We start from the raw sequence: 23,567 nt of genomic DNA, 5'->3' as shown, positions 1-23,567 counted from the left end.
ATGACTGCTTTTGATCCCGATGTCTTTGACACTTTATGCCGTGTTCTGGCGGATGAATTTGGTGCCGATCCCAAACAGTTGACGCCGGATCTGGAATTGATTGCCTTGGAATTGGATCAAGAGGAGTATCATCGACTTTACGAGCGCATGGCGGAAGAAACGGGCGTTCACTTGCACAAGATCGTCAACTCGATGCCTATCTATTCGATGGATGAAGGTGAGTGGACAATGAGAAGCCTTCAGAATTTGGCGGCGTTCAGTGATGATGCAGCGAAATACCTAGATCGTTGTGACGTGCGATCAGAAAAAGAAACCTTACGCAGCATTGCGCAGTCTTTTGCTGAGGGGCGGTATGTGTCGTCCGGTCAGTTCTTCGATCCATTCTTTCCGCCGCGCAGCAAGACCTATGTTATTGGGTGGTCGGTTGGCATCGTTCTTGCATTGGTAATCATTGGCCCCATGATCTGGGCGCTTTGGCCTTGCAACCCGTTCCGCTGGGCCTGTCACGGAGGGCCGATGGGGCGATATCTTTTTGTAGTACCGTATACGGGTGGGCTTGCTGCGTTTCTTCTGGCTTCTACATATGTGCCGGGTCTGCTGGCATTACGTTCAAAGCGCTTGCGTCGCGATCGGCGGGCGTCAAGATAAACCTGATCGAAAAATGCCGAAACGGTACGCATATCCCGACCTATACAAGTGCAGGCTATTCCCGTAATACGATGAAAAGCCGGGCAAAGCCCGTAGTGGAAGAGCAGAAGATGTCAGACGATTTTGAACTTGATACCGATGATCTGGCCCGCCGGATGGATGGGGCCATTGCCAATCTGCGCACCGAACTGGCCTCATTGCGTACGGGCCGCGCGTCCGGGTCCATGCTGGAGCCCGTGATGGTGGATGCCTACGGGTCGATGACCCCGATCAACCAGGTGGGCACTGTCAACGTGCCCGAACCCCGGATGGTCACGATCAACGTGTGGGACAAGGGTTTGGTCGGCAAGGTCGAAAAAGCCATTCGTGAGAGTGGGTTGGGTATTAATCCTCAGCTCAACGGTACGATCATCATGCTGCCGATCCCTGAGTTGAACGAGGAACGCCGCCGCGAGCTGACCAAGGTCGCCGGCCACTATGCCGAGAGCGCGCGCGTGTCCATTCGCAACCTGCGCCGCGACGGGATGGATCAGATCAAGAAAGCCAAGTCCGACGGTATGTCGGAAGACGATCAGAAGTTCTGGGAGAGCACTGTGCAGGAAATCACAGACGCCCACATCAAGATCGTTGATGAAACGCTTGAAACGAAACAAGCGGAAATCATGCAGGTTTAAAACTCTGCCCCTGACGCGCAGAAAGGCGGCCGGAATGCCCAAGGACATCGACCCCAAGACCAACCCGCATCACGTGGCGATTATCATGGATGGCAATGGCCGATGGGCCCAGCAACGGGGTCGCCCACGCCTGTTTGGCCATCATGCCGGTGCGCGCCGCGTGCGCGAAATTGTGGCCGCCTGTCCGGGGCTGGGTGTCAAATATCTGACGATCTTTGCCTTTTCGACGGAAAACTGGAAGCGGACCCAGACCGAAGTGGCCGGTCTGATGAGCCTGTTTCGCACCTATCTGGAACGTGAGGCGAAGGCTTTGTTAGAGAAGGGTGTTCGCGTCCGCTTTATCGGGGACCGTATTCGCCTGGATGACAAGCTCGTTTCTTTGATGGATGATTTGGAGCTGCTGACGGCTGACAATGACACGGTGCATCTGACTGTCGCTTTGAATTACGGGGGTCGCGATGAGGTGACCCGTGCGGCCAAGCGGCTGGCCTATGAGATTGAGCAGGGCCGTCTGACCCATGATGAGGTCGATGCCGAGACCCTATCGAAATTCCTGGATACCCATGTGTTGCCCGATCCTGATCTGGTGATCCGCACCAGCGGCGAAGCGCGGATTTCGAACTTCTTGCTGTGGCAGTCGGCCTATTCCGAGTATGAGTTTGTCGATACCCTGTGGCCCGATTTCACCAAGGCCGAGTTTGCCCGTGTCCTGGCGAGTTTTGGTCACCGTGACCGCAGGTTCGGGGCAGTTCCGGCCTGACAATGGAAACACCCCCGCAAAACCCGACAAAGTGGGATGATCTGACCGTTCGTATTGCATCAAGTGCGGCGATGACAGTGATTGGTGCGGCGGGTGTGATCCTGGGTGGTGTCTGGTTTCAGATGCTGGTTGTCTTTGTCTCGGCCGTCACGGTCTGGGAAATCTGGATGATGATCCGCCCGGCAGAGCCTACCAAGGGCATGCTGATGGCCGCACTTGTGGCGTCGATCATGTCGGGCCAGCTGGCCAATGATACCGGCTGGACGTTGCTGTTATTTCTGGTGGTGCCGATCATCGGGGTGACCCAGTTGCGTACAGAGCAAAAGACGTTTTTCATCTTTGCCCTAGGGATCCAGATTGCCGGGTGGGGTCTGGTCCATTTCCGCATGGATTTCGGGTTTGTCTGGCTGCTTTGGCTGATGTCAGTGGTGATTATCACGGATATCTTTGGCTATTTTGCAGGCAAGTCGATCGGGGGTCCGAAATTCTGGCCCAAGGTCAGCCCCAAGAAAACATGGAGCGGGACTGTTGCCGGTTGGATCGGGGCAGGAATTATCGGGTTCATCTTTACCCTGTTTACCAATGCCGGTCTTGTCATCGTGCTGATTTCCATGGTGCTGAGCTTTGCCGGGCAGATGGGTGACATCGCCGAAAGCGCGCTGAAACGTCGTATGGGGGTGAAGGACAGCTCAACCCTGATCCCGGGCCATGGCGGGTTGTTTGACCGGTTTGACGCCTTGCTGGGTGCGGCGCTGTTCATGCTGCTGGTGGCTGTTGTCTTTAACGTACCGGGAGTGGCCTTTTGAGGCGGATCACGCTGTTTGGGGCAACCGGGTCTGTGGGGCAAAGTGCGATTGACCTGATTGCGCGTGATGCTGATGGTTATGATGTGGTGGCGTTGACGGGAGGGCGCAACGTCACGCAGTTAGCGGCGGATGCGCGCCGGTTGGGTGCTGATCTGGCGGTGACCTGTTATCCAGAATGTTACAATGAATTGAAGGATTTGCTGGCCGGAACGGATGTTGAGGTGGCGGCAGGGCCGGATGCCATTGCGGCCGCGGCGGCCCGGCCGGTGGACTGGGCGCTGTCGGCGATTGTTGGCTCTGCCGGGCTGGTGCCCGGTCTGGTCGCGCTGGAACATGGCACCAAGCTGGCGCTGGCCAACAAGGAATCGCTGGTGACAGCTGGGCCGCTGTTGCTGGGCACCGCCAAGGCGCATGGGGCTACCGTTCTGCCAGTGGATAGCGAGCATTCGGCTGTGTTTCAAGCGTTGGTGGGCGAGGATATGGCCGCCGTGGAGCGTGTTGTTATCACCGCCAGTGGCGGGGCGTTTCGGGATTGGCCGGTGGAAAAGCTGGCGACGGCGACATTGGCCGAAGCATCCAGCCATCCCAATTGGGACATGGGGCAGCGCATCACCATTGACAGCGCGTCGATGTTCAACAAGGCGATGGAGCTGATTGAAACTAAGGAGTTTTTTGGCGTTTCCCATGACATGATCGAGGTGCTGGTGCATCGCGAAAGCCTGATCCATGCGATGGTGGGCTTTCGTGACGGCGCGCTGATGGCGCATGTGGGGCCGCCCGATATGCGCCACGCCATTGGCTACGCGTTGCATTGGCCGGACCGCAAGCATCTGCCGGTGGAGCGTCTGGACCTTGCAAAGATCGGGTCGTTGACCTTTGAGGCCCCTGATGATGCCCGTTATCCGGCGTTGGCGCTGGCCAGGCGGGTGATGCAGGAGGGCGGTCTGTCGGGGGCCGTGTTCAATGCCGCAAAGGAACGTGCGTTGGATGGGTTCATTGCGGGTGACATTGGGTTTCTGGATATGGCAAGGGTTGTTGAGACGACGCTCGACAAAATGTCATCATCTGACGGGCTGCAAAATGCCGAAATCACGTTAGATAACGTGCTAGAAACAGATCGGCTGGCCCGCATACGTGCGGCCGAAGCCATCAGCCATATGGGATAAAACGTGGAATTGATGCAAATCGTGCCGATGTTCGGCAACCTGGCCTTTACGATTGTCGCGTTCATCGTGGCCTTGTCCGTGATCGTGGCCATCCATGAATATGGCCATTATATCGTTGGGCGATGGTGCGGCATCCATGCGGATGTGTTTTCGCTGGGGTTTGGCCCCGTCATCTATAGCCGGGTGGACAAGCGCGGCACGAAATGGCAGGTCGCCGCCTTGCCGATTGGCGGCTACGTGAAGTTCATGGGCGATGCAAATGCTGCGAGCGTGGGGTCGGACGGGTCAGTGGACCCTGCTGATGCCCGCAAGACGATGTTAGGCGCCCCGTTATGGGCGCGCACGGCCACTGTTGCTGCTGGCCCGATTTTCAACTTCATCCTCGCCATTGCGATCTTTGGCGGCACGATCATGTATCAGGGCCGGGTGGCTGAACCGTTGGCGATTGGCGAGTTGCGCCCACTACCTGCGGCTGAGGCATCTGCGCTGCAGGTGGGCGATGTGCTGTTAGCGATTGAGGGTGTGCCGGTCACCGAGGAAGGTCGCGAAGACAGCGTAATTGATCTGGTGCCGGTGAAAGAGCAGTTGGATTACACCATTTTGCGCGATGGCAGTGAGATGGTTGTGCAGGGCCCCTATATCATGCCGCCGATTGTGGCCGGAGTGACCCCGCGGTCGGCCGCCGATGATGCAGGCATCAAGGTTGGCGACGTCATGACGGCCATTGATGGCGTGCCGGTTTTTGCCTTTTCGCAAGTGCAGGATATTGTCAGAGCTGCTGAGGGCGGCGATCTGGCGCTGCAGCTGTGGCGCGACGGCACAACGGTCGACGTGACGCTTGCCCCGCGCCGGGTTGATGTGCCAATGGATGGAGGGTTTGAGACCCGCTGGCTGATGGGCATCAGCGGAGAGACGTTCTTTCGCGAACAGACTGAATTTGTTGGCCCATGGGATGCAGTCAAGATCGGGGCAGAGCGGTTCTGGTTCCTGACGACTACATCGCTGTCGGCGCTGAAACATATCATCGTGGGCGAGATTTCGACCTGTAATCTGGGTGGCCCGGTGGCCATCGCCGAGACCAGCGGGTCAATGGCATCGCAGGGCGCGCAAAGCTTTATCTGGTTTATCGGGGCGTTATCCGCTGCGGTCGGTTTGATTAACCTGTTCCCGATCCCGGTGCTGGATGGCGGTCACCTAGTGTTTTATGCCTATGAGGCCGTGACCCGCCGCAAACCGAATGATCGTGTGGTGCAGGTTTTCATGTTTGTCGGCCTTGCGCTGATCCTGTCGCTGATGTCCTTCACGATCCTGAACGATACATTGCTTTGTCCGTAAACTCCGCAATTGGCGCCACTGTTTTGCCGCATTTTGCCCTTACGTTAATCTTGAGTTTATCTAAGACGGAGTGGTGCAATGGAAACGTTGACAGCGGGATATCGCGGCCTGCGGATACTGATCCGGCTGAATATTGACTGGTTGCGTTTTGCCCTTATTCTTACGATTGCGCTTTATAGTGCGTCATACGTGATGTTGAGCTAGTCCCAGCTTACATCACCAAATACAGTAGGAAACGCGCCTTCGGGCGCGTTTCTTGTTTTTGACAATGTGTCGCAGACGGGCTACTCCGGTAGAAAATGGGTTGGTAGCACAGGCGATAATAATGAAAAAAATTTGGGGGCGCGCATTGGCGCAGGGCGTAACACTGGTGCGGCGCGCCAGTTTTGTGTTGATTTTGGCGGGGATGGGCGGTGCCGCGCTGGCGCAAAGCTTTGCCTTCAATGCGGTTAATATCGAAGGCAACCTGCGTGTTGCCGACGGCACGATTCTGACATTTGCGGGTATCGAACGCGGCGAAACCCTGTCGGCGGGTGAATTGAACGATGCCGCCCAGCGTATTCGCGACTCAGGTTTGTTCGAAAGCGTCGAGGTCACGCCGGTTGGGCGCACGCTGCTGATCAATGTGGTCGAGTTTCCGACCATCAACCGCATCAACATTGAAGGCAACGCCCGTATTCGCGATGAGCAGTTGCTGACGCTGGTTCAGTCGCAGCCGCGCCGCGTCTACAACCCGTCACAGGCCGAACAGGACACGGCCGCCATCACGCAGGCCTATGCCCAGCAGGGCCGCATCAATGCTGTGGTGACCCCGCGCATCATTCGTCTGCCGGAAAACCGTGTTGATCTGGTGTTCGAAGTGGTCGAGGCGGGCGTGACCGAGATTGAGCGGATCAGCTTCATCGGTAACCGCACCTATTCGGAACGCCGTCTGCGTCTGGTTCTGGACACCAAGCAGGCGGGCCTGTTGCGCAGCGTGATTGCCCGCGACACTTATTCGCCAGAGCGCATTGCACGGGATCGTCAGTTGCTGACCGATTTTTACCGGTCGCGCGGCTATCCTGATTTTGTTGTTCAAAACGTTGATGTCGCCCTGACCCGCGAACGCGACGCCTATCTGGTCACGTTCAACCTGCGCGAAGGTCAGCAATTCACCTTTGGGAATGTGTCTATCCGCAGCGAAATTCCGGGTGTTAATGGCGCTGACTATGAACAGGCGCTGCGTATCCGAAGAGGTGCGACCTATTCGCCGGAACCGATTGAGACCGACATTTCCCGTATCGAGATACTGGCACAGCGGCGCGGGGTCCGTTTTTTGCAAGTCGAACCGCGCATCACACGCAATGACCGCGCATTAGAGTTGAACGTTGAATATGTACTGGTGCCGGGCCGTCGCGTGTTTGTCGAGCGGATTGATATCGAAGGCAATGGTACGACGCTGGACCGTGTGATCCGCAACCAGTTCCGGGTGGTCGAAGGTGATCCCTTTAATCCACGCGAGATCCGTGAAAGCGCCCGCCGCATCCGGGCGCTGGGTTTTTTCCAGAATGCCTCTGTCGATGCGCGTGAAGGATCATCGCCTGAACAGGTGGTCATTGATGTCGATGTGGAGGAGGGACCCACGGGCACCCTTTCATTCGGTGCCAATTACAACAGTGATACGGGCGCCGGTCTGGTTGCATCCTACCGTCAAAGCAACTTTCAGGGGCGTGGACAGCGTTTGAGCTTTGAAGTGTCGACGGCTCGAAGCAACCGCCGTTTTGCATTTGGCTTCTCTGAGCCACAATTTCTCGGCCGCGATCTGCGCTTCGGCATTGATCTGTCGTATCGCACCACAGATAACGAAAACGCGCTATATGACACCGAAGCATTGCGTTTCAGCCCGTCGCTTAGCTTTCCGGTCAGCGAAAACGGGCGGTTGTCAGTCTTTACCGCTTATGAGTTTACTGATCTGACCGATGTGTCGACCACGGCCAGCCAGATTATTCAGGATGAGGCGAACCGGGGTAAGGTTGCCAATACCTCGGTCGGATATCGCTATAGCTATGATACCCGGCGCACCGGGTTGAACCCCAATGCCGGTATCATCTTGCGGTTTGGCCAAGAATTTGGATTTGGCGACACGCAGTATATCAAGACAACCGCCCTAGCCGGAGCCGAAACCAAGGTGTTGAACGAAGAATTGACACTGCGCGCCACTGTCGAAGGCGGGTATCTGGAGTATCAGGAGGGGAGCAGCCGGGTCACGGATCGCTTTTTTCTGGGCGGTCGTGTGATGCGTGGTTTTGAGCCGGGCGGCATTGGTCCACGCGATGATGTGACAGACGATGCGCTTGGCGGTAACGCATTTGCGGTTGCCCGTCTGGAGGCCGAGTTCCCGCTGGGTCTGCCCAGCGAATACGGCATTACCGGTGGCGCGTTCATTGATTATGGATCGGTCTGGAGCGTTGGCGAAACAGGAACATCGACCGTTCTTTATGACGATTTCACGCCAAGAACAGTGGCCGGGTTATCGATTTTCTGGACCACCCCTGTGGGCCCGCTGCGCTTCAACTTTACAGAGGCGCTGGATTCGCAGGATCGTGATGAGCCGAAGAATTTTGACGTGACCATCTCGACCAGTTTCTGATGCGTTTTCTGGGGGCGATCGCTGTCTGGTTTGTGCTGGCCTTGTCGGGTGCAGCTCAGGCACAGGGCGCGTCCCCACAGGTGTTGATCATAGACAGTGAAAGGCTTTATGAAGATACGCTTTATGGTCGCCGTCTGGACGCGGAACTCGCATCATTGATGATGGAGTTTCAGGCCGAAAACGATCGTATCGCCGCCACATTGCGTGAAGAGGAATTGAGCCTGACCGAGCGTCGCCCCGGCATGACCCGTGAGGCATTTCAGGCCGAGGCCGCTGCGTTTGATGCAAAGGTGCAAGAGGTGCGCCGTGCCCGTGACGCCAAGAATCTGGAATTGCAGGCCGTGAACCGGTCGGCCCGCGCCACATTCGAAAGCCGGGTTCAGAACATCGTTGCCGACGTCATGATCGAGCGTGGCGCCGCCCTGGTGATGGAGCAGGACAATGTCGTGATGTCGATCCGCGCGGTCAACATCACCGATGATGTGATTGTCCGGATTGATGCGCAGCTGGGCGACGGGACGCGGTAGCCTTCTGCTTGCCCGCTGCCGGTGGGCTTGCTAGTCAGATATCAAGCGGGCCTGAGAACCGCGGGAATAACAAGGAGCTGCCCTTCATGTCCGAGCCGGTGACCGAAGCTGATATCCAGCTGATCCAGAGAATTCTGCCGCATCGCTATCCGTTTCTGCTGGTCGACAAGGTGCATAGTATTAATGGCACCACATCCGCTGTGGGCATCAAAAACGTGACAATGAACGAGCCGCATTTTCAAGGCCATTTCCCGGGCAACCCGATCATGCCCGGCGTCACGATTGTCGAGGCGATGGCCCAGACCACTGCGGTCATGGTAGGGGCCTCGCTTGGCCTGACGGACGGCAATCTGCTGGTGTATTTCATGGCGATTGATGGCTGCAAATTCCGCCGCAAGGTGGTGCCCGGTGACGTGCTGGAAATGCATGTCGAGACGACCCGGGGCAAGCCCGGCGGCAAGGTCTGGCGCTTTAAGGGTGTCGCTTCGGTCGGGGGTGAAATGGCTGCAGAGGCGGAATTTACCGCGATGATGGATTTGCAGGGTTGATGTGTGACATCCACCCATCTGCCGTTATTGCGGATGGTGCCGTGATTGGTACCGGATGTCGTATTGGTCCGTTTTGCGTGATTGGTCCCGAGGTTGTTTTGGGGGAACGCGTTACGCTCAAGAGCCATGTGGTTATTGATGGCGACACCCATATCGGGGACGAGACAGTGGTGTTTTCATTTGCCGTGATCGGTGAGATTCCACAGGACCTGAAGTTTGGTGGCGAAAAGAGCCGCCTGCGTATCGGCGCCCGGAACCGGATCCGTGAACATGTGACGATGAACACGGGCACTGCCAATGGCGGGGGTGAGACGCGGATTGGTGATGATGGTCTGTTCATGGCGGGCTGCCACATTGCCCATGATGCCCAGATAGGGGATCGGGTGATCATCGTGAATTCATCGGCTATCGCCGGCCATTGCATTATCGAGGATGATGTTATCGTTGGCGGTTTGTGCGGCGTGCATCAGTTTGTCCGCATTGGGCGTGGGGCAATCATTGGCGCTGTCACCATGGTGACAAAGGATGTGGTTCCGCATGGTCTGGTGCAGGGGCCGCGCGGCGTTCTGGATGGATTGAACCTGGTCGGGTTGAAGCGCAAGGGCGTGGCGCGGGCCGATATCACCGCACTGCGCGCAGCGTTTCAGATGCTCAAGGATGGTGAGGGGACGTTTCAGGATCGCGCGCATCGGTTGGCGGACGAAAGCGACAGCGCCTATGTGCAGCAGATGGTGGCCTTTATCCTTGGCGATACGGACCGCAATTTCCTGACCCCCGGTTGATGCTGGCGCTGATCGCAGGGATGGGGGATTTGCCGCCCGCGCTGGTGGCACGTCTGCAGGAACGTCCGCTGGTCTGCGCGCTGGATGGGTTTGAGCCTGCTCTGGACGTCGACATCCGGTTTCGGCTGGAGCAACTGGGCACATTTCTGGCCGAACTGAAGGCGCATGGAGTGACACGCATTTGCATGGCCGGCGCTGTGCGCCGTCCGCAGATTGATGCCGCGCAGATTGATGCCGCCACACTGCCCCTTATCCCGAAGGTGCAAGCGGCCATGGCCCAAGGCGATGATGGCGCGTTGCGGGCGATCATAGCGGTGTTGGAAGAGGCGGGATTCGCTGTGGTTGCGGCTCATGAGATTGCCCCTGATCTGCTGCCGCCTATCGGGGTTTTGACCCAGGCCAAGCCTGAGGATTGGCACAAGGCGGATGCGGCAGAGGGTGAGGCTTGTGTTGTAGCGATGGGGCAGGCTGACAGCGGTCAGGCCTGCATTGTCAGGGTGGGCCGCGTTCTGGCCAAAGAGGATGCGGAAGGCACGGATGCCATGCTGGCGAAGTTTTTTGAGGCATATGATGCGCCAATGGCAGGCGATCCCTTGGAATATATCGTGGATTTGGGTGTCAGCGCCGTGGAAACGGTCAAGGATTGGCTGTCAGGTCTGGAGGACACCCCGGCAACAGCAGATGACGGGATTCTTTTCAAGGCCCCGAAGCCGCAACAGGACCGCCGTGCTGATCTGCCATTGATTGGTCCGGCGACCGCGATGAAGGCCGCAGAGGCCGGGCTGTCCGGGATCGTGATTGAGGCCGGGGGCGTGATGGTGCTGGATATGGAGGCCGTTTGCCAAATCCTTGATGCGCAGGGCATGTTTCTGTGGGTCCGCCCCAGAGGTGACGCATGAGAGTATTTGTGATTGCGGGCGAGGCGTCGGGCGACAAGCTGGGTTCCGCTTTGATGGCGGGGATGAAGCAGTTGCGCCCGGAGGTGGCATTTGATGGGGTCGGCGGCCCGTTGATGCAGGCCGAGGGGCTGGTCAGCCGCTTTCCCATGGATGAGTTGAGCGTGATGGGTTTGGCAGAGATCCTGCCGAAATATCGCGCGTTGAAGGCCCGGATCCGGCAGATGGCCGAGGCGATTATTGAAACCCGACCTGATATCCTGATCACCATCGACAGTCCGGATTTTTGTCTACGGGTCGCCCGTCTCGTCAAGGCGGCCAGCGATATTCGCACGGTGCACTACGTGGCCCCCACGGTCTGGGCCTGGCGCCCGGGGCGCGCGGCGAAGATGGCGCAGCATATTGATCATGTGCTGGCGCTGTTTCCGTTTGAGCCGCCCTATATGCAGGCTGCGGGGATGGATTGCGACTTTGTCGGTCATCCTGTGGTGGCGGAACGTGTGGCATCAGACGACGATGCCGCCGCTTTGGGGGTGGATCGCACGGTGGTCATGGTGCTGCCCGGCAGCCGCAAGGGAGAGGTATCGCGCCTTGCCGACCGGTTTGGCGAGGCCGTGGGGCGAATTGCAGCAGCAGTTCCGGATGCGACATTTGTCATTCCCACCACGCAGGGCGTTTTCGATCTGGTCTGCGACCAGGTAAAGAATTGGCCGGTTCCGGTGACGGTGTTGGAGCCAGGTGTTCCCAGCCGTCCGGCGTGGTTCAAGCGGGCGGATGTGGCGCTGGCCGCCTCTGGCACGGTGTCGCTGGAACTGGCCGCAAGTGGCACGCCGATGGTGATTGCCTATGATATGGCCTGGTTGAGCCGGATCATTATTCGTCGGATGTTGCTGGTGGACACGGTGACGCTGGTCAATCTGGTTAGCGAGACACGGGTTGTGCCGGAGTTCATTGGCAAGAATTGTGAACCCGGCCCGATTGCCGAGGCGGTTCTGCAGGTGTTGAAAGATCCCGGCGCGCAGCGCGACGCAATGGCGATGACAATGGAACGGTTGGGGCAGGGCGGAGAGCCACCGGGTTTACGTGCCGCCCGCGCGGTTCTGGATCGCCTTGAGCACGCGACCGTCAAGAATGATCAGGCCGAGGGCGAGTAACCCGAAGCCCGCATAGGCCCGCAGGGGCAATGCCTCCTCCAGCACGATGGCGCCGAGGACGATGGCGACCGGTGCGACCAGCAAAGTGCACAGCATCAGGTTACCGCTGCCCGCCATTGCCAGCACCCGATAATAGAGCAGGTACGCGATGGCCGTGGCGATGATGGCGTAATAGGCGATGGCGGCCCATGTCTGCGGTGCAAGCGTCAAGCTGATCGGTCCTTCGATCATCCAGGCGACAGGCAGAGTGATCAGGCTGGACCCGGTGAGCATGCCCGCGGCCGCGACCTGTGGTGGTAGACCGCCAAGGGTCTTGCGCGCCCAGACCCCGGCCAGCGCATAGCTGATCGTGCCGCCAATGACGGCAAGTTGTCCAAGCGATCGGATATCGAATTGGGTCAGCGCGGAGAGACCAATCGCTGTGGCCACCCCGAAAAATCCCAACGTGACGCCGATGGCCTTGCGCGGTGTAAGCCGTTCATCGGCGAAGAAGAGTGCTGCGGCAATCACCCCAAAGATGGCGGTGGCCGCGTTCAGGATGGAGGTGAGGCCGGTTTCGATATGCAACTGCCCCCATGCCATCAGGCTGAACGGGATGACGTTGTTCAGAAGACCCATGATCAGGAACGCGCCCCAGATTTTTGCGCTTTGGGGGACGGGCAGGCGGCGCAGGGCGATATACGCCCAAAGGATCAGCATGGCCCAACCGGTGCGATGGGCGACAGCCGTGAGCGGCCCGATTTCGTTCAGCGCGATGCGGATCGACAGGAACGACGCCCCCCAGATCAGCCCAAGGAGGAGCAGTTCGGCCCAAGCGCGGGGTGATATGGTCATTTGGACGGGTGTCATTTGGGGGACTTGATCGGGTTGGCGAGGGAGGCGCAACCCGGATCATGCTTTTGGAACGAAAAAGCCCCGCCGGATAGGCGGGGCCTTTGTTAGAAATCCAATGGTCTCAAAAGTTGTATGCAATTCTTAGGCCAGCAGCCCACGCTGTGTTGTCTTCGAATTCGCCCAATGTTACCCCCGGAGTTCCTCCGGTGAAGGCAAGGGGTGCTTCGGTGTCAGCATCTCCAATCCAGATGTAACGAACACCGCCGGTGATACGTACCGCATCAATTGTACGGGTGACTGCAACACCTAGCGACGTATTGCCGTCCGTTGGGCCAAGGTTGCCTGCGAAGCCACCATTGGCTGCTTCATAACCAGCAGTGACCGCTCCGGACCAGTCATCGTTGAAACGGCGCCCAAGGCCGAGATTGTACGTCACGCTGTCGTCTTCGTAGTCAACAAGAGACGGATTACCCGCTCCGCTACCGAAAATCGTTGGCGAAATGTCGAACTCGGACCAGTCAACCCAGCGGATCGAGCCAAACAGCAACGTGTCGGCTGCCACACCGGTTTGGCCTTCCAACGTCACAGACTGAGGGATAGTGGTCGAGAACTCGGTATCTGTCGGAGGTACAGCAGGACTTAGCGATGCCTCTGTTGCGGTAAAATCATGAGTGACTTCGCTGTGGTATGTAAGCGCGACCCGCGCCGCGATCTCGGGACGCTCCCACGCCGCACCAACCACATAGCCGTAATCTGTTTCAGTTGAAGTGGACATCGAATAAGTATTGAACAGCGCGACTTCGCCAGATGTCTGGATTGCGCGCACGCCGCCGTAGACAGTGATGTTTTCTGCCGCTTCATAGCTCAGCAGAGCAGTTAGGCCCACACTGTCAATGGTAGCGGTTGAGCCCAGACCCGAAACGCCACCACCGTAGGCATAGTTGGTGTCTTCGGAGTAGTTCACGTCAGCGCCGATTGGCTGATCGATGATGAGCGCCAGCGCAAGTTGGTCGGTCAGATCATTCTTGTAGCCGAAACTCAGTTGCGAGTAATCCTCGGAAATATCACCCGAGTCTGCACCAACCGGTGAGCCAGGACCTGCTGGAATCGCTTGTGTGCCGCTAACCTCCGGTGCGATGAACCCGAAGTTCAACTCCAAATAGTTTCCCTCTTCGAACAGCAATGCTACCGATGGTGCCGAACGCTCAACGCCCCCCGCGCTTGCAATGCTCGTGCTCAGCAGCAGTGCTGCGCCTGCCGTCAATACGTTTTTCATGTCCTCATCCCTGTCATGAATACTCTGGTGTACGGGCGACCCTAAAGAGCGGTTGACTAAAGCGTCAATTCTTGACGCCACGTCATAGAGTGTCGCGGGTCGCAACGTCACAAAAATGCACTACTCGGGCGAGTCGCGCAACTTTTGTAAATGACCTCAGTTGTGTTGCCTGCGGGTAATGTTGAGGTAGTTGGCCGCAAAGATCAGGGCGGCGCCGACAAACACAAGTGTATCAAGGGGTTCGTTGTAGAATGCCATCCCGACCACAGCGATGACCGGCAACCGTACGAAATCAATAGGCATGACCACGCTGGCGGGGGCGATGCTGAGGGCGGTGGTCAGGCAGAAATGGGCCAGCAGCCCGGCACATCCGATCAACACCACCCAGGGCAGTCCCGCCAGCGATGGAACCGCGATGTCCCCGTCATAGCCCGCGAAGATCAGCCCGAAGACGGCTTGCATGACGGTCAGATAAAAAAGGATTGTCGTGATCGTCTCGGTCCGGGTGAGCTTGCGGGTGAAGATGGCGGTCAGCGCAAAGAAGACCGCGCAGGATGCGGCTGCAATCAGGCCGGGGCTGATGGCGGCCGCATCGGGGCGGGCCACGATGAGGATGCCCAGAAAACCAAGGCCCGCGCAGAAGAGCCCCATGGCGGTCAGCCGTTCCTGCAGGATCAGGGGCGACAGCAGAATCACCCAGATCGGTGTGGTGAATTCGAGTGCAAAGACCTGGGCAAGCGGGATGAGGGTGATGGCGTAGAACCACAGGTTCTGGCCAGCAAAATGGCAAATGTTGCGGGTGAAATGCAGGCCTAGTTTCTGTCGTCGGACCTGACCGAGCGTTCCGGCCGCAAAGGCCACGCCCAGCACAATCACGATGCCGGTCAGGCTGCGAAAGAGCATGATCTCGAATGTATCAAGCTCCAGGCTGATGGCCCGGCCAGCGACGGCCATCGCGGTGAAGGAGGTAATGGCCCCGATCATCCACAGGGCCGCGCGCAGGGTGTCGTTCATGGGGCGACCGCGCAGCAGCCGGTGAGCAGGATCGGGGTTTCGCCACGCTGTGTCAGTACTTCGACTGTATAGGGGGCGGTGCCGCATTGCCGTTGGTCGATGATCACGATGGCGGTGTCATATCGGCTGATCAGGGTGAGGGCCTGCGGCCAGTCTTGGCCTTCTGCCGTGGTGCGATGCGGAATGGTCATGTCGCTTTGCCGCTGGAACTCAAAGCTGGCCGTGTCATCGGCCACGTTGAGCGTCCAGTCGGGTGCCTCACCGCTGCAAGCCAGCGGAGGCAGCGTGTCTGCCTGGGCGCAGAGCGGCATGGCCACGGCAAAGGCGATGTGTCTGATCATGGCCGGAGTAGTGCCTTGGCAGGCCCGATTTGCAACCCTTATTGCAGGATGTCGTCATGCCGACGACCGGTCGCGGACCAGAGGATCGCACGGCCCAGATTGAACCAGACCGCCAGCGTTTCGCGCCCGATCATAGTCAGGCTGATTGTGTTGTCCGGTGCCCTGCGGAAGCGCCCGGAATGGGCTGTCTGGATATTGTCGTATCCCATCCACCAGAAGCCGGCTTTGGCGCGTGGCAGATGGAAAGCTTCGGTGACGAGCAGGATGGATTGTGCGTCGGCCAGCATCGGCTTTGAAAACAGCGCATTTTGCAGGGTCGAGAGGGAGCGTTCTTCGATGCTGATTGCAGCCGCCGGAATCCCCTGAGCCATGGCATGCCGGGCCATCTGGGCACCCGCACTTGGACCGTCCGGTGTGGCCCGACCGCCGCTGAAGTGGATCCGCGGGGCGAGGTTTGCGGTGAAGAGTGCGACACCTTTGTCGACACGGGTCAGACTTTCGCGGTGCAGTTTGCCATTTGCCGACATGCGGGCACCGATGACGACGATGACATCTGCGGGCGTTTCGGTGTCCTGATGGGTGAGTGTGAAGCCGATGGTAGAAAGGGCAGTCAGACCCAGAAGGGCAGCCCCCGTCGTCAGGATACGGATCAGTGTGCGGATTGGTTCCCCTTTCGATCTTTGGCCGCTATGGTCCTGAAAACTTTGGGAGAAGGCAATGCGCTTTGTTCTGGCATTGATGTGTCTGGCTGGCCCGATTTGTGCCGATCCGGTAGCGGACGTGGCTGCCGCTGCGCGCGTAGCATTTGACGGCATGCCGCGTGTGGCGCGCGTTGATGCGATTGAGGGTCAGTGCGGCGCTGATGCGCATGTGAATAATCAGGTGGCCTATTGCGCCACACGTAATGTGATCTTTGTGACCGATGCGGCGGCTGCGTTGCCCGAAGCCGGTTATCTTGTGGCCCATGCCTACGGTCATGCAGTGCAAGTAAAGCATGGTGTCGCGGATCTTGCGCTGGCTCAGATCCGGTCGCGGGCTGGCGAAGAGCAGATGTTGCGCGGATTGGTGGCGCGTCAGGTGGATTGTATCGCCGGGTTTTTGTTGGCCCGCGCTGGGTTGCCGGATGCACGGTTGACCGATTGGATGACAGAGGAACCTTTTGCAGGAACCCATTGGGGCCGGGATCCGTTACGCATCGGTCCAGAGGTCAGCATAGGGTTGGCCGCGCGCGATGAGTGGTTTCAGTTGGGGCAGGGCGGTGATCTGGCGGCTTGCGCGCCAGGAGAGTTTTCGGCAGATCTTTTGTTGGCAGCGCTGAAACCGTAGGCGCGGTGATTTTGTTGGGGCGTCGGGTTGAGTGATCTTGCCGCAATCTTTCCAATAAATGCGAAGTTTTTTGGACAATTTACATGCGGTGGCGGCCGTTAATCTAACAGGATGAATATGACGCATGGCCTTTGATTTTTCAGACCTCACCCTGACTGACGCCGACATTGTTGCCGAAGGTGGCGAGCGATGGATCTATTGCTCGGAGCTTTATCCGTCCTTTGTTTTCAAGAAACAAAAACCGCCGCAGAGCCGTGACTTGAAAAATAACCTCAAGGGAAACTCCATGAAGATGTTTCCGTCTTTGGCGGATCGTATCGTGCGGAAAGAATACAAGGCTTACGTTGATTGCTGCCTGTCAGCCAACCGAAATCTGGAGGATATCCCTGTCAGCAGATTATATGGTTTTGCACAATCAAGCATCGGGATTGTCCAAGTGGCCGAAAAGGTCTCGTTGGATGGCGAAAGCCTTGGCCCCACGCTTGCCAGTATTTACCGGGACGGTCGATTGACCGAAGGCCGGTTGAAATTGCTGAATGAATTTGTGCAGCTTTTGCTGGACTGGGAGATGCCGACCAATGATATCAGTGCTGCGAATATCGTTCTTGGTATGCGCGGCGGTCAGGAAAAGTTTCTTGCTGTCGACGGGTTTGGGGACATCCATGTCGTCCCGGTGCGCACCTATTTCCAAAAGTCGAGAAAGCACCAGTTGCGCTACCGCATGACCAAGGTGGCCCGCAGTTTGGGCATACATTTTGATCCGGAACGTTTTGCGTTTGGATTGAGTGATTTGGTCTGAAAGGCTACCAGCGCCAAGCGCTACCGCTGCATTATTCCCACTCAATCGTGCCTGGTGGTTTGCTGGTGATGTCGTAGGTCACACGGTTGATCCCCTGCACCTCGTTGATGATCCGAGTGGCGGTTTCGCCAAGGAAGTCGTGGCTGAACGGGTAGTAATCCGCTGTCATGCCATCGACCGACGTGACCGCGCGCAGGGCGCAGGCATAGTCGTAGGTACGGCCGTCCCCCATGACACCGACGGTACGTACCGGCAGGATGGCGACGAAGGCCTGCCAGATTTCATCATACAGCCGATGTTTGCGTATCTGGTCGATATAGATCGCGTCGGCCTTGCGCAGGATGTCCAGCTTCTCGCGGGTGATTTCACCCGGACAGCGGATTGCAAGGCCGGGGCCGGGGAAGGGGTGGCGCCCGATGAATGACGCAGGCAGACCAAGTTCGCGACCCAGCGCGCGCACTTCGTCCTTGAAAAGCTCGCGAAGCGGTTCGACCAGTTTGAGCCCCATCTTTTCAGGCAGGCCACCCACATTGTGGTGCGACTTGATCGTGACGGATGGCCCGCCGGAGAAACTGACGCTTTCGATCACATCGGGGTAGAGCGTGCCTTGGGCCAGAAATTCGGCACCTTCGATCCCGTTGGCGTATTTCTGGAAGACGTCGATGAAGAGCTTGCCGATGATCTTGCGCTTGGTTTCGGGGTCGCTGACGCCTTCGAGTTCGCCCAGAAACAGCTCTTGTTCTTCGGCATGGATGACGTGCAGGTTCATGTGGTCGCGGAACATGCCCACAACTTCTTCGGCCTCGTTCTGGCGCAGCAAGCCGTGGTCGACGAAGACACAGGTGAGTTGGTCGCCCACGGCTTCATGGATCAGAGCAGCGGCGACGGATGAGTCGACGCCGCCGGATAGCGCGCAGATCACCTGTTTGTCGCCCACCTGTTCCTTGATCAGGCGGATCGCTTCTTCGCGGTAGGCGCCCATGGTCCAGTCCCCGGTGAATCCGGCGAGCCGCACGAAGTTTTCATAGAGCTTGGCGCCGTTCGGGGTGTGGTGCACCTCGGGGTGGAATTGGACGGCGTAGAAGTTGCGGGCGATGTCGGCGGTGATGGCGAAGGGGGCGTTGGGCGAGGTGCCGTAAACCTCGAATCCCGGTGCAATTTCAGAGACATGATCGCCATGGCTCATCCAGACTTGTTCTTTATCCGTCTGAAACCAGCCGTCGAGGAGGGAGAGCTTGCCTCCGGGTTTGACATAGGCCCGCCCAAATTCGGCGGTGCCGTGGCCACGGACCACCTTGCCGCCCAGTTGCTGCATCATGGTTTGCTGGCCGTAACAAATACCGAGCACAGGTATTCCCATGTCGAACAGGCTGTCAGGCGCGCGCGGCGATCCTGTGCGGGTCACACTGTCAGGGCCGCCTGACAGGATGACCGCTTTGGGGGCGAAATCGGCCAGAAAATCGTCCGTGACATTCTGATAGGGGTGAATCTCGCAATAGACATTCAGTTCGCGCAGGCGCCGGGCGATCAACTGGGTGACCTGGCTGCCGAAATCGACGATCAGAAGGCGTTCGTGGGTGCTTTGTTCCATGTTGGCCTCTATATCCGCTCTGCTTGGCGGCGCAAGAGAGGCCGATGTCGCTTTTGCGCGCCAAGTGGCGCAAACTTGGTGAGGTGTTGCGATGTGCCGGGGTATTGATGCCTCACCATTTACGAGCGGGGTAGTGAGATGTCGGACGCACCGGTGAAATCAGGACGCAGAGCACGCGGCGGCGGCGGTGCGGCGCGCCGGGCAGAGCGGACGGCGGTCAGTGTTGAGACGGCAAAGTACATCGAACGGAATGTGCCCAATTACGAGGTGCTGACCGAAGAAGCGCTGGAGGTCATCGAGGCGAATGCTGAGACGGTGCTGGCCGAGATTGGTGTAAACTTCGTCGAAAACCCCGAAGCGCTGGTCCGCTGGAAGGAGGCGGGCGCTGATATTGATGGCGAGCGTGTGCGTATTCCGCGGGGCTTGGCACGCAAGCTGTGTGCGACGGCCCCGTCAGAATTCACCCAACATGCCCGCAATCCAGAGCGTAACGTGGTGATTGGTGGCAGGAATATGGTGCTGGCCCCCGTTTATGGCCCACCATTTGTGCGCGATGCCGAAGGTGGCCGCCGCTATGCGACGATGGCTGATTTCGAGAAATTCGTGAAGCTGGCCTATATGTCGAAATGGTTGCACCATTCAGGTGGCACGGTTTGCGAGCCAACGGATGTGCCGGTGAACAAGCGGCATCTGGATATGCTGCTGACCCATATGATCTATTCCGACAAGCCGTTCATGGGGGCGGTGACCGAGCCCAGCCGGGCGCAGGATTCGGTCGAGATGTGCGAGATTCTGTTTGGCAAGGAGTTCGTACAGGACAACACGGTGATGACTTCGCTGATTAACATCAACTCCCCCCTGACATTCGATAACGTCATGATGGGCGCGTTGGAGGTGTTTGCGAAAAATAATCAGGCGTCGATCATCAGCCCGTTTATTGTGGGCGGGGCGATGGCCCCTGTTTCGGTTGCCGGAACGCTGACGCAAGTGCTGGCCGAGGTGATGGCCGGTGTAGCCTATAGCCAGTTGATCCGCCCGGGCGCCCCGGTGATCTTTGGCGCATTTGTGACGTCGATTGATATGAACTCGGGTGCGCCGACATTCGGCACGCCAGAGGCCAGCCATATCACTTATGGCGCTGGTCAACTGGCGCGCCGGATGGGACTTCCATACCGATCGGCCGGGTCATTTTGTGGCTCAAAACTGCCCGATGCGCAGGCCGCCTATGAGACCGCCAACAGCCTGCAGATGGGGTTGCTGGCCGGTGTCAACTTTATGCTGCATTCCTGCGGCTGGCTGGAAGGCGGGCTTGTGGCATCGTTCGAGAAGTTCGTGATGGATGCCGATCAGCTTGGGACGCTGCATCATTTTGCCAAGGGGGTGGATATCTCGGAAAACGCGCAGGCGATGGATGCCATTGAAGAGGTGGGTCCGGGTGGTCATTATCTGGGCTGCGCGCATACGCAGGCTAACTTCAAATTGGCGTTCTGGCGGTCTGACCTGTTTGACTATAAGCCCTTCGAGACATGGGCTGAAGAGGGTGAGCGTGACACCCAGGCCCTTGCCACGGTCCGGGTCAAACGCATGTTGGACACTTATCAGCAGCCCGCGTTGGATCCAGAAATCGAGGCGCAGCTGCGGGCTTATGTCGCCGAAAAGAAGGCCAGTATGCCGGATGCCTTCACGTAAGCCTAAGGGCTGTCATCTGCAAAAGGCGACCTTCACCAGCAATGGCGATCAGCACCTCTACATGGCGGGCGGGTGAATAGTTGCCGGACTTTGCCAGGCGGGCATCGTTCATTTCGTTCTCTATATCAAAGAGTTGCATCAGCGCCTGCGCGTGACGTGGCAGATCATCGCAATCCAGAAGGCGGCGCAGGTGGACGTTTCTGCGGTAATCGTCGACCCCGAAGCGCGCAGCGCGTGCCAGAAGTTGCGGACGTTTCAGCGTGGCCAGTCTTGTATGGATATCGAACATTTTGTAAATCTTCCTTTACTCGGGTGAGTCGGTGAAGATTGACACATGTTTAGCGGGTGTTGCGGAAACGCTATTAGTTAAGCGCGCACCGGTCAGAAATGTTTATCTTTTCGAAAGAATAGTTGACGGACGAAACAAGCCGTTAACATTTGAGTAACCAAACACGCTTAGGTTGAATCGTTGACGCGCTGACTAAGTCGGCGTTTTGCTCTTGCGTATTGGGACTTTCGGTGAGGGGACGAGTGACATGACTGCACGACCAGGACCGGTTCGGTCCGAAAGGCTTCCGCAATGGGTACCTGATGCTGCCCGCCATTATCTGGTACATACTGAAGCTGGCCTTTCGATCCGGGCACTGGCCCGCGCTAGCGACTGCCATCCATCCACGGTCTTACGTCAGGTCCGCCGGTTTGAAGGCAGGCGTGATGATCCGTTGATTGATGCTGCTCTCAAATCCCTTTCGACCACGGTCTCCGCACGTGATGTTGACCACAAAAGGGAAAAGGGACAAATGAATATTGAGTGCTGGAAAGGCGAGCCAACGCAGGCCGCCGGTTTAACGCAAGCCCGGATTGATCAGGAGGCAAAACGGGTTTTGCGCCGTCTGTGTGAGCAGGGCGCGGTGTTGGCCGTCGCCCGCGAGATGGAAACATCCGTTGTCGTCCGCGAGACCGGAGAGGGTGAACAATTGCGCACAGCGGTTGTTGATCGTGAGATTGCTCAGGCGATGGCGTTGAAGGATTGGATCAGCTGCCCTGATCCGGGGCAGCGGCTTTCGCGTTATTTTATTACGAATACGGGCCGTATGGCGCTGCGTCGCCTGACCGCCGAAGAGGAGAACCGCGCGAGCGGTTTTGCAGAGAAGCGCAGCCGTTTTGACAGTGATGCCAGTTGGGACCTGGCGGAGATCGAAGGCGTCGTCCGCCAGCCTGCACGCTATTATGCAACCGAAAGCCCGTTGGTCGGGTTGGCCCGCAGAAAGGACCGCGATGGCCAGCCGTTTCTGAAGCGTGATCTGGTGGCTGCCGGTGAGCGTCTGCGTGAAGACTACGAACTGGCGCAGGTCGGGATGGAGCCGGTTGAAAGCTGGGATTGTTTCATGTCTGGCGATGTTGTCGAGATCAAGGTTGATGGCCCGCCAGGATCGGTCGCGGCGCGCGCCCGGGTCAAGGGCGCTTTGTCCGATCTGGGGCCGGGCCTGGGTGATGTCGTCCTACGGTGCTGCTGTTTTCTAGAAGGTCTGGAGCAGACCGAGAAGAAGATGGGATGGTCGGCCCGGTCCGGCAAGATTGTCCTGCGCATCGCACTGCAGCGGCTCAAGCGTCATTATGAAGAAACACATGGCCAGTTTGGTCCGATGATCGGATAGGCCAAGGAATGTACACGCGGTAATTGTATCGCGTGCGTTAACGAGTGATATGTTTTCTTATGCATCCGGCGCAGTGCCGCCATGCATGGACCCAAGATGATTGGACAATTTACGCGGCTGAGACTACGTAGGGGCAAGATAATTGGAGTATCCGATGCCACCGCGCGACCTGAAGATTCCAGCCCAACGTCATCCGGAAAAGCAGCGTCGCCCTGATGCGCCGCAGCCGAAGAAACCGGATTGGATCAGGGTCAAGGCACCGACCTCTGAAGGATATAAAGCGACGCGCGATATCATGCGCGAGCACAAGCTGGTGACCGTTTGCGAAGAGGCGGGATGCCCCAATGTGGGCGAATGCTGGTCGCAAGGTCACGCCACCATGATGATTATGGGCGAGGTTTGCACCCGCGCCTGCACATTCTGCAACATCGCCACCGGTAAGCCACCCGAAGCGCTGGATGTTTTTGAGCCCGGTCGCGTGGCGGATGCGGTTAAGAAACTGGGTTTGAACCACGTTGTCATCACCTCGGTGGATCGCGATGATGTCGAAGATGGCGGGGCGGAGCATTTTGCCCAAACCATCCGCGCTGTCCGCCGCCAGTCGCCCGGCACCACCATCGAGATTTTGACCCCTGACTTTATTCGTTGCGACCCGGCGGTTCTTGAGGTCGTGGTGAAGGCCAAACCGGATGTGTTCAATCACAACCTTGAGACGGTTCCGGGCCTTTACCCGGAAGTGCGCCCCGGCGCGCGCTATTTCCATTCCCTGCGTCTGCTGCAGCGGGTGAAAGAGCTTGATCCATCAATGTTCACCAAGTCGGGCATCATGGTGGGACTGGGAGAGGATCGTCAGGCCGTTATCCAGGTGATGGAAGACATGCGTGCCGCTGACATCGATTTTTTGACGATTGGTCAGTATCTGCAGCCAACGCCAAAGCACCACAAAGTAGATCGCTTCGTGACACCCGAGGAGTTCGCGTCTTATGAAAAGGCGGCTTATGGCAAGGGTTTCCTGATGGTGTCTGCCACGCCTCTGACACGGTCATCTTACCACGCGGGTGAGGATTTTGCGCGGTTGCGCGAAGCTCGTCTGAAAAAGCTGGGCGCCGTCTGA

At 58.1% G+C, this 23,567-nt stretch carries 25 protein-coding genes; 18 read left to right on the top strand and 7 right to left on the bottom strand.

What is annotated here, in order from left to right; genetic code table 11:
• From ACFWW2_RS14640 to lpxB, 13 genes are all read left to right on the top strand, one after another.
• Positions 1-648, top strand: a complete 648-nt coding sequence (locus ACFWW2_RS14640) for a hypothetical protein (RefSeq protein ID WP_393928994.1) — start codon at positions 1-3, stop codon at positions 646-648.
• A 110-nt stretch (positions 649-758) separates the two neighbouring features.
• Positions 759-1,322, top strand: coding sequence for a ribosome recycling factor (gene frr / locus ACFWW2_RS14635; RefSeq protein WP_393928992.1), 564 nt, complete (start codon positions 759-761; stop codon positions 1,320-1,322).
• 34 nt (positions 1,323-1,356) lie between these two features.
• The gene (locus ACFWW2_RS14630) at positions 1,357-2,082 is read left to right on the top strand and encodes an isoprenyl transferase (RefSeq protein WP_393928990.1); all 726 of its coding nucleotides are present in this window, start codon (positions 1,357-1,359) and stop codon (positions 2,080-2,082) included.
• A gap of 2 nt (positions 2,083-2,084) precedes the next feature.
• Complete coding sequence (locus ACFWW2_RS14625; protein WP_393928988.1) at positions 2,085-2,888, top strand: phosphatidate cytidylyltransferase; 804 nt, start codon at positions 2,085-2,087, stop codon at positions 2,886-2,888.
• Positions 2,885-4,054: a 1-deoxy-D-xylulose-5-phosphate reductoisomerase gene (dxr, locus tag ACFWW2_RS14620; protein ID WP_393928986.1), complete on the top strand. Its 1,170-nt coding sequence runs from the start codon at positions 2,885-2,887 to the stop codon at positions 4,052-4,054. The genes ACFWW2_RS14625 and dxr overlap by 4 nt, the downstream gene beginning before the upstream one ends.
• A gap of 3 nt (positions 4,055-4,057) precedes the next feature.
• Positions 4,058-5,389, top strand: coding sequence for an RIP metalloprotease RseP (gene rseP / locus ACFWW2_RS14615; protein WP_393928984.1), 1,332 nt, complete (start codon positions 4,058-4,060; stop codon positions 5,387-5,389).
• Positions 5,390-5,467: 78 nt separating this feature from the next.
• Positions 5,468-5,593, top strand: a complete 126-nt coding sequence (locus tag ACFWW2_RS14610; RefSeq protein ID WP_393928982.1) for a hypothetical protein — start codon at positions 5,468-5,470, stop codon at positions 5,591-5,593.
• A 121-nt stretch (positions 5,594-5,714) separates the two neighbouring features.
• Positions 5,715-8,018: an outer membrane protein assembly factor BamA gene (bamA, locus tag ACFWW2_RS14605; protein WP_393928980.1), complete on the top strand. Its 2,304-nt coding sequence runs from the start codon at positions 5,715-5,717 to the stop codon at positions 8,016-8,018.
• Positions 8,018-8,545 carry an OmpH family outer membrane protein gene (locus ACFWW2_RS14600; protein WP_393928978.1) on the top strand — a complete coding sequence of 176 codons (528 nt, stop codon included), beginning with the start codon at positions 8,018-8,020 and terminating at the stop codon, positions 8,543-8,545. Before bamA ends, ACFWW2_RS14600 begins: the two co-directional genes overlap by 1 nt.
• Positions 8,546-8,631: 86 nt before the next feature.
• The gene (gene fabZ / locus ACFWW2_RS14595; RefSeq protein WP_393928976.1) at positions 8,632-9,093 is read left to right on the top strand and encodes a 3-hydroxyacyl-ACP dehydratase FabZ; all 462 of its coding nucleotides are present in this window, start codon (positions 8,632-8,634) and stop codon (positions 9,091-9,093) included.
• Complete coding sequence (lpxA, locus tag ACFWW2_RS14590) at positions 9,093-9,875, top strand: acyl-ACP--UDP-N-acetylglucosamine O-acyltransferase (protein ID WP_393928974.1); 783 nt, start codon at positions 9,093-9,095, stop codon at positions 9,873-9,875. The genes fabZ and lpxA overlap by 1 nt, the downstream gene beginning before the upstream one ends.
• A complete protein-coding gene (locus tag ACFWW2_RS14585; protein ID WP_393928972.1) occupies positions 9,875-10,774 on the top strand; it encodes an LpxI family protein in 900 nt (299 codons plus the stop codon). Before lpxA ends, ACFWW2_RS14585 begins: the two co-directional genes overlap by 1 nt.
• Complete coding sequence (gene lpxB, locus ACFWW2_RS14580; RefSeq protein ID WP_393928970.1) at positions 10,771-11,925, top strand: lipid-A-disaccharide synthase; 1,155 nt, start codon at positions 10,771-10,773, stop codon at positions 11,923-11,925. Before ACFWW2_RS14585 ends, lpxB begins: the two co-directional genes overlap by 4 nt.
• Here lpxB and ACFWW2_RS14575 read toward each other — a convergent pair.
• The 5 genes from ACFWW2_RS14575 to ACFWW2_RS14555 all read right to left on the bottom strand — a co-directional run bounded on the left by ACFWW2_RS14575 (position 11,851) and on the right by ACFWW2_RS14555 (position 16,205).
• Positions 11,851-12,759 (bottom strand): DMT family transporter, encoded by a 909-nt coding sequence (locus tag ACFWW2_RS14575; protein ID WP_393928968.1) that lies wholly within the window; start codon positions 12,757-12,759, stop codon positions 11,851-11,853. The genes lpxB and ACFWW2_RS14575 overlap by 75 nt on opposite strands.
• 121 nt (positions 12,760-12,880) lie before the next feature.
• The gene (locus ACFWW2_RS14570) at positions 12,881-14,035 is read right to left on the bottom strand and encodes an OmpP1/FadL family transporter (protein WP_393928966.1); all 1,155 of its coding nucleotides are present in this window, start codon (positions 14,033-14,035) and stop codon (positions 12,881-12,883) included.
• A gap of 156 nt (positions 14,036-14,191) precedes the next feature.
• Positions 14,192-15,049 carry a DMT family transporter gene (locus ACFWW2_RS14565; protein ID WP_393928964.1) on the bottom strand — a complete coding sequence of 286 codons (858 nt, stop codon included), beginning with the start codon at positions 15,047-15,049 and terminating at the stop codon, positions 14,192-14,194.
• Complete coding sequence (locus ACFWW2_RS14560) at positions 15,046-15,390, bottom strand: hypothetical protein (protein ID WP_393928962.1); 345 nt, start codon at positions 15,388-15,390, stop codon at positions 15,046-15,048. Before ACFWW2_RS14560 ends, ACFWW2_RS14565 begins: the two co-directional genes overlap by 4 nt.
• Positions 15,391-15,428: 38 nt before the next feature.
• On the bottom strand, positions 15,429-16,205 hold the full coding sequence (locus ACFWW2_RS14555) for a YdcF family protein (protein ID WP_393928960.1): 777 nt from the start codon (positions 16,203-16,205) through the stop codon (positions 15,429-15,431).
• Between ACFWW2_RS14555 and ACFWW2_RS14550 the strand changes: the two genes are divergently transcribed.
• Together ACFWW2_RS14550 and ACFWW2_RS14545 are read left to right on the top strand one after the other, a co-directional pair.
• Positions 16,108-16,716, top strand: coding sequence for a hypothetical protein (locus tag ACFWW2_RS14550; RefSeq protein ID WP_393929433.1), 609 nt, complete (start codon positions 16,108-16,110; stop codon positions 16,714-16,716). The genes ACFWW2_RS14555 and ACFWW2_RS14550 overlap by 98 nt on opposite strands.
• Before the next feature lie 124 nt (positions 16,717-16,840).
• Positions 16,841-17,515 carry a YrbL family protein gene (locus tag ACFWW2_RS14545; protein WP_393928958.1) on the top strand — a complete coding sequence of 225 codons (675 nt, stop codon included), beginning with the start codon at positions 16,841-16,843 and terminating at the stop codon, positions 17,513-17,515.
• 31 nt (positions 17,516-17,546) lie between these two features.
• On the opposite strand, the gene guaA is transcribed toward ACFWW2_RS14545, so the two are convergent.
• The gene (guaA, locus tag ACFWW2_RS14540; RefSeq protein WP_393928956.1) at positions 17,547-19,106 is read right to left on the bottom strand and encodes a glutamine-hydrolyzing GMP synthase; all 1,560 of its coding nucleotides are present in this window, start codon (positions 19,104-19,106) and stop codon (positions 17,547-17,549) included.
• Positions 19,107-19,244: 138 nt separating this feature from the next.
• Between guaA and ACFWW2_RS14535 the strand changes: the two genes are divergently transcribed.
• On the top strand, positions 19,245-20,795 hold the full coding sequence (locus tag ACFWW2_RS14535; RefSeq protein WP_393928954.1) for a trimethylamine methyltransferase family protein: 1,551 nt from the start codon (positions 19,245-19,247) through the stop codon (positions 20,793-20,795).
• On the opposite strand, the gene ACFWW2_RS14530 is transcribed toward ACFWW2_RS14535, so the two are convergent.
• On the bottom strand, positions 20,788-21,084 hold the full coding sequence (locus ACFWW2_RS14530) for a DUF6477 family protein (protein ID WP_393928952.1): 297 nt from the start codon (positions 21,082-21,084) through the stop codon (positions 20,788-20,790). The genes ACFWW2_RS14535 and ACFWW2_RS14530 overlap by 8 nt on opposite strands.
• A gap of 247 nt (positions 21,085-21,331) precedes the next feature.
• Here ACFWW2_RS14530 and ACFWW2_RS14525 point away from each other — a divergent pair, with 247 nt between their 5' ends.
• Complete coding sequence (locus ACFWW2_RS14525; RefSeq protein WP_393928950.1) at positions 21,332-22,453, top strand: DUF6456 domain-containing protein; 1,122 nt, start codon at positions 21,332-21,334, stop codon at positions 22,451-22,453.
• Positions 22,454-22,607: 154 nt separating this feature from the next.
• Complete coding sequence (lipA, locus tag ACFWW2_RS14520; RefSeq protein ID WP_393928947.1) at positions 22,608-23,567, top strand: lipoyl synthase; 960 nt, start codon at positions 22,608-22,610, stop codon at positions 23,565-23,567.

The sequence above is a fragment of the Yoonia sp. R2-816 genome, from assembly GCF_046762905.1.
GTDB lineage: Bacteria > Pseudomonadota > Alphaproteobacteria > Rhodobacterales > Rhodobacteraceae > Yoonia.
The sequence above is the reverse complement of the archived record's forward strand: the minus strand, read 5'-3'. Positions and strand labels throughout refer to the sequence as shown.

Coding starts and splice junctions, on each gene's coding strand:
- frr (WP_393928992.1), top strand. CDS start 759: ATGTCAGACGATTTTGAACTTGATACCGATGATCTGGCCCGCCGGATG.
- ACFWW2_RS14630 (WP_393928990.1), top strand. CDS start 1,357: ATGCCCAAGGACATCGACCCCAAGACCAACCCGCATCACGTGGCGATT.
- ACFWW2_RS14575 (WP_393928968.1), bottom strand. CDS start 12,759: ATGACCATATCACCCCGCGCTTGGGCCGAACTGCTCCTCCTTGGGCTG.
- ACFWW2_RS14565 (WP_393928964.1), bottom strand. CDS start 15,049: ATGAACGACACCCTGCGCGCGGCCCTGTGGATGATCGGGGCCATTACC.
- ACFWW2_RS14535 (WP_393928954.1), top strand. CDS start 19,245: ATGTCGGACGCACCGGTGAAATCAGGACGCAGAGCACGCGGCGGCGGC.
- ACFWW2_RS14640 (WP_393928994.1), top strand. CDS start 1: ATGACTGCTTTTGATCCCGATGTCTTTGACACTTTATGCCGTGTTCTG.
- ACFWW2_RS14570 (WP_393928966.1), bottom strand. CDS start 14,035: ATGAAAAACGTATTGACGGCAGGCGCAGCACTGCTGCTGAGCACGAGC.
- lipA (WP_393928947.1), top strand. CDS start 22,608: ATGCCACCGCGCGACCTGAAGATTCCAGCCCAACGTCATCCGGAAAAG.
- ACFWW2_RS14585 (WP_393928972.1), top strand. CDS start 9,875: ATGCTGGCGCTGATCGCAGGGATGGGGGATTTGCCGCCCGCGCTGGTG.
- ACFWW2_RS14610 (WP_393928982.1), top strand. CDS start 5,468: ATGGAAACGTTGACAGCGGGATATCGCGGCCTGCGGATACTGATCCGG.
- ACFWW2_RS14555 (WP_393928960.1), bottom strand. CDS start 16,205: ATGCCGTCAAATGCTACGCGCGCAGCGGCAGCCACGTCCGCTACCGGA.
- ACFWW2_RS14625 (WP_393928988.1), top strand. CDS start 2,085: ATGGAAACACCCCCGCAAAACCCGACAAAGTGGGATGATCTGACCGTT.
- lpxA (WP_393928974.1), top strand. CDS start 9,093: ATGTGTGACATCCACCCATCTGCCGTTATTGCGGATGGTGCCGTGATT.
- ACFWW2_RS14600 (WP_393928978.1), top strand. CDS start 8,018: ATGCGTTTTCTGGGGGCGATCGCTGTCTGGTTTGTGCTGGCCTTGTCG.
- ACFWW2_RS14530 (WP_393928952.1), bottom strand. CDS start 21,084: ATGTTCGATATCCATACAAGACTGGCCACGCTGAAACGTCCGCAACTT.
- ACFWW2_RS14545 (WP_393928958.1), top strand. CDS start 16,841: ATGGCCTTTGATTTTTCAGACCTCACCCTGACTGACGCCGACATTGTT.
- bamA (WP_393928980.1), top strand. CDS start 5,715: ATGAAAAAAATTTGGGGGCGCGCATTGGCGCAGGGCGTAACACTGGTG.
- ACFWW2_RS14525 (WP_393928950.1), top strand. CDS start 21,332: ATGACTGCACGACCAGGACCGGTTCGGTCCGAAAGGCTTCCGCAATGG.
- ACFWW2_RS14550 (WP_393929433.1), top strand. CDS start 16,108: ATGCGCTTTGTTCTGGCATTGATGTGTCTGGCTGGCCCGATTTGTGCC.
- guaA (WP_393928956.1), bottom strand. CDS start 19,106: ATGGAACAAAGCACCCACGAACGCCTTCTGATCGTCGATTTCGGCAGC.
- lpxB (WP_393928970.1), top strand. CDS start 10,771: ATGAGAGTATTTGTGATTGCGGGCGAGGCGTCGGGCGACAAGCTGGGT.
- ACFWW2_RS14560 (WP_393928962.1), bottom strand. CDS start 15,390: ATGATCAGACACATCGCCTTTGCCGTGGCCATGCCGCTCTGCGCCCAG.
- fabZ (WP_393928976.1), top strand. CDS start 8,632: ATGTCCGAGCCGGTGACCGAAGCTGATATCCAGCTGATCCAGAGAATT.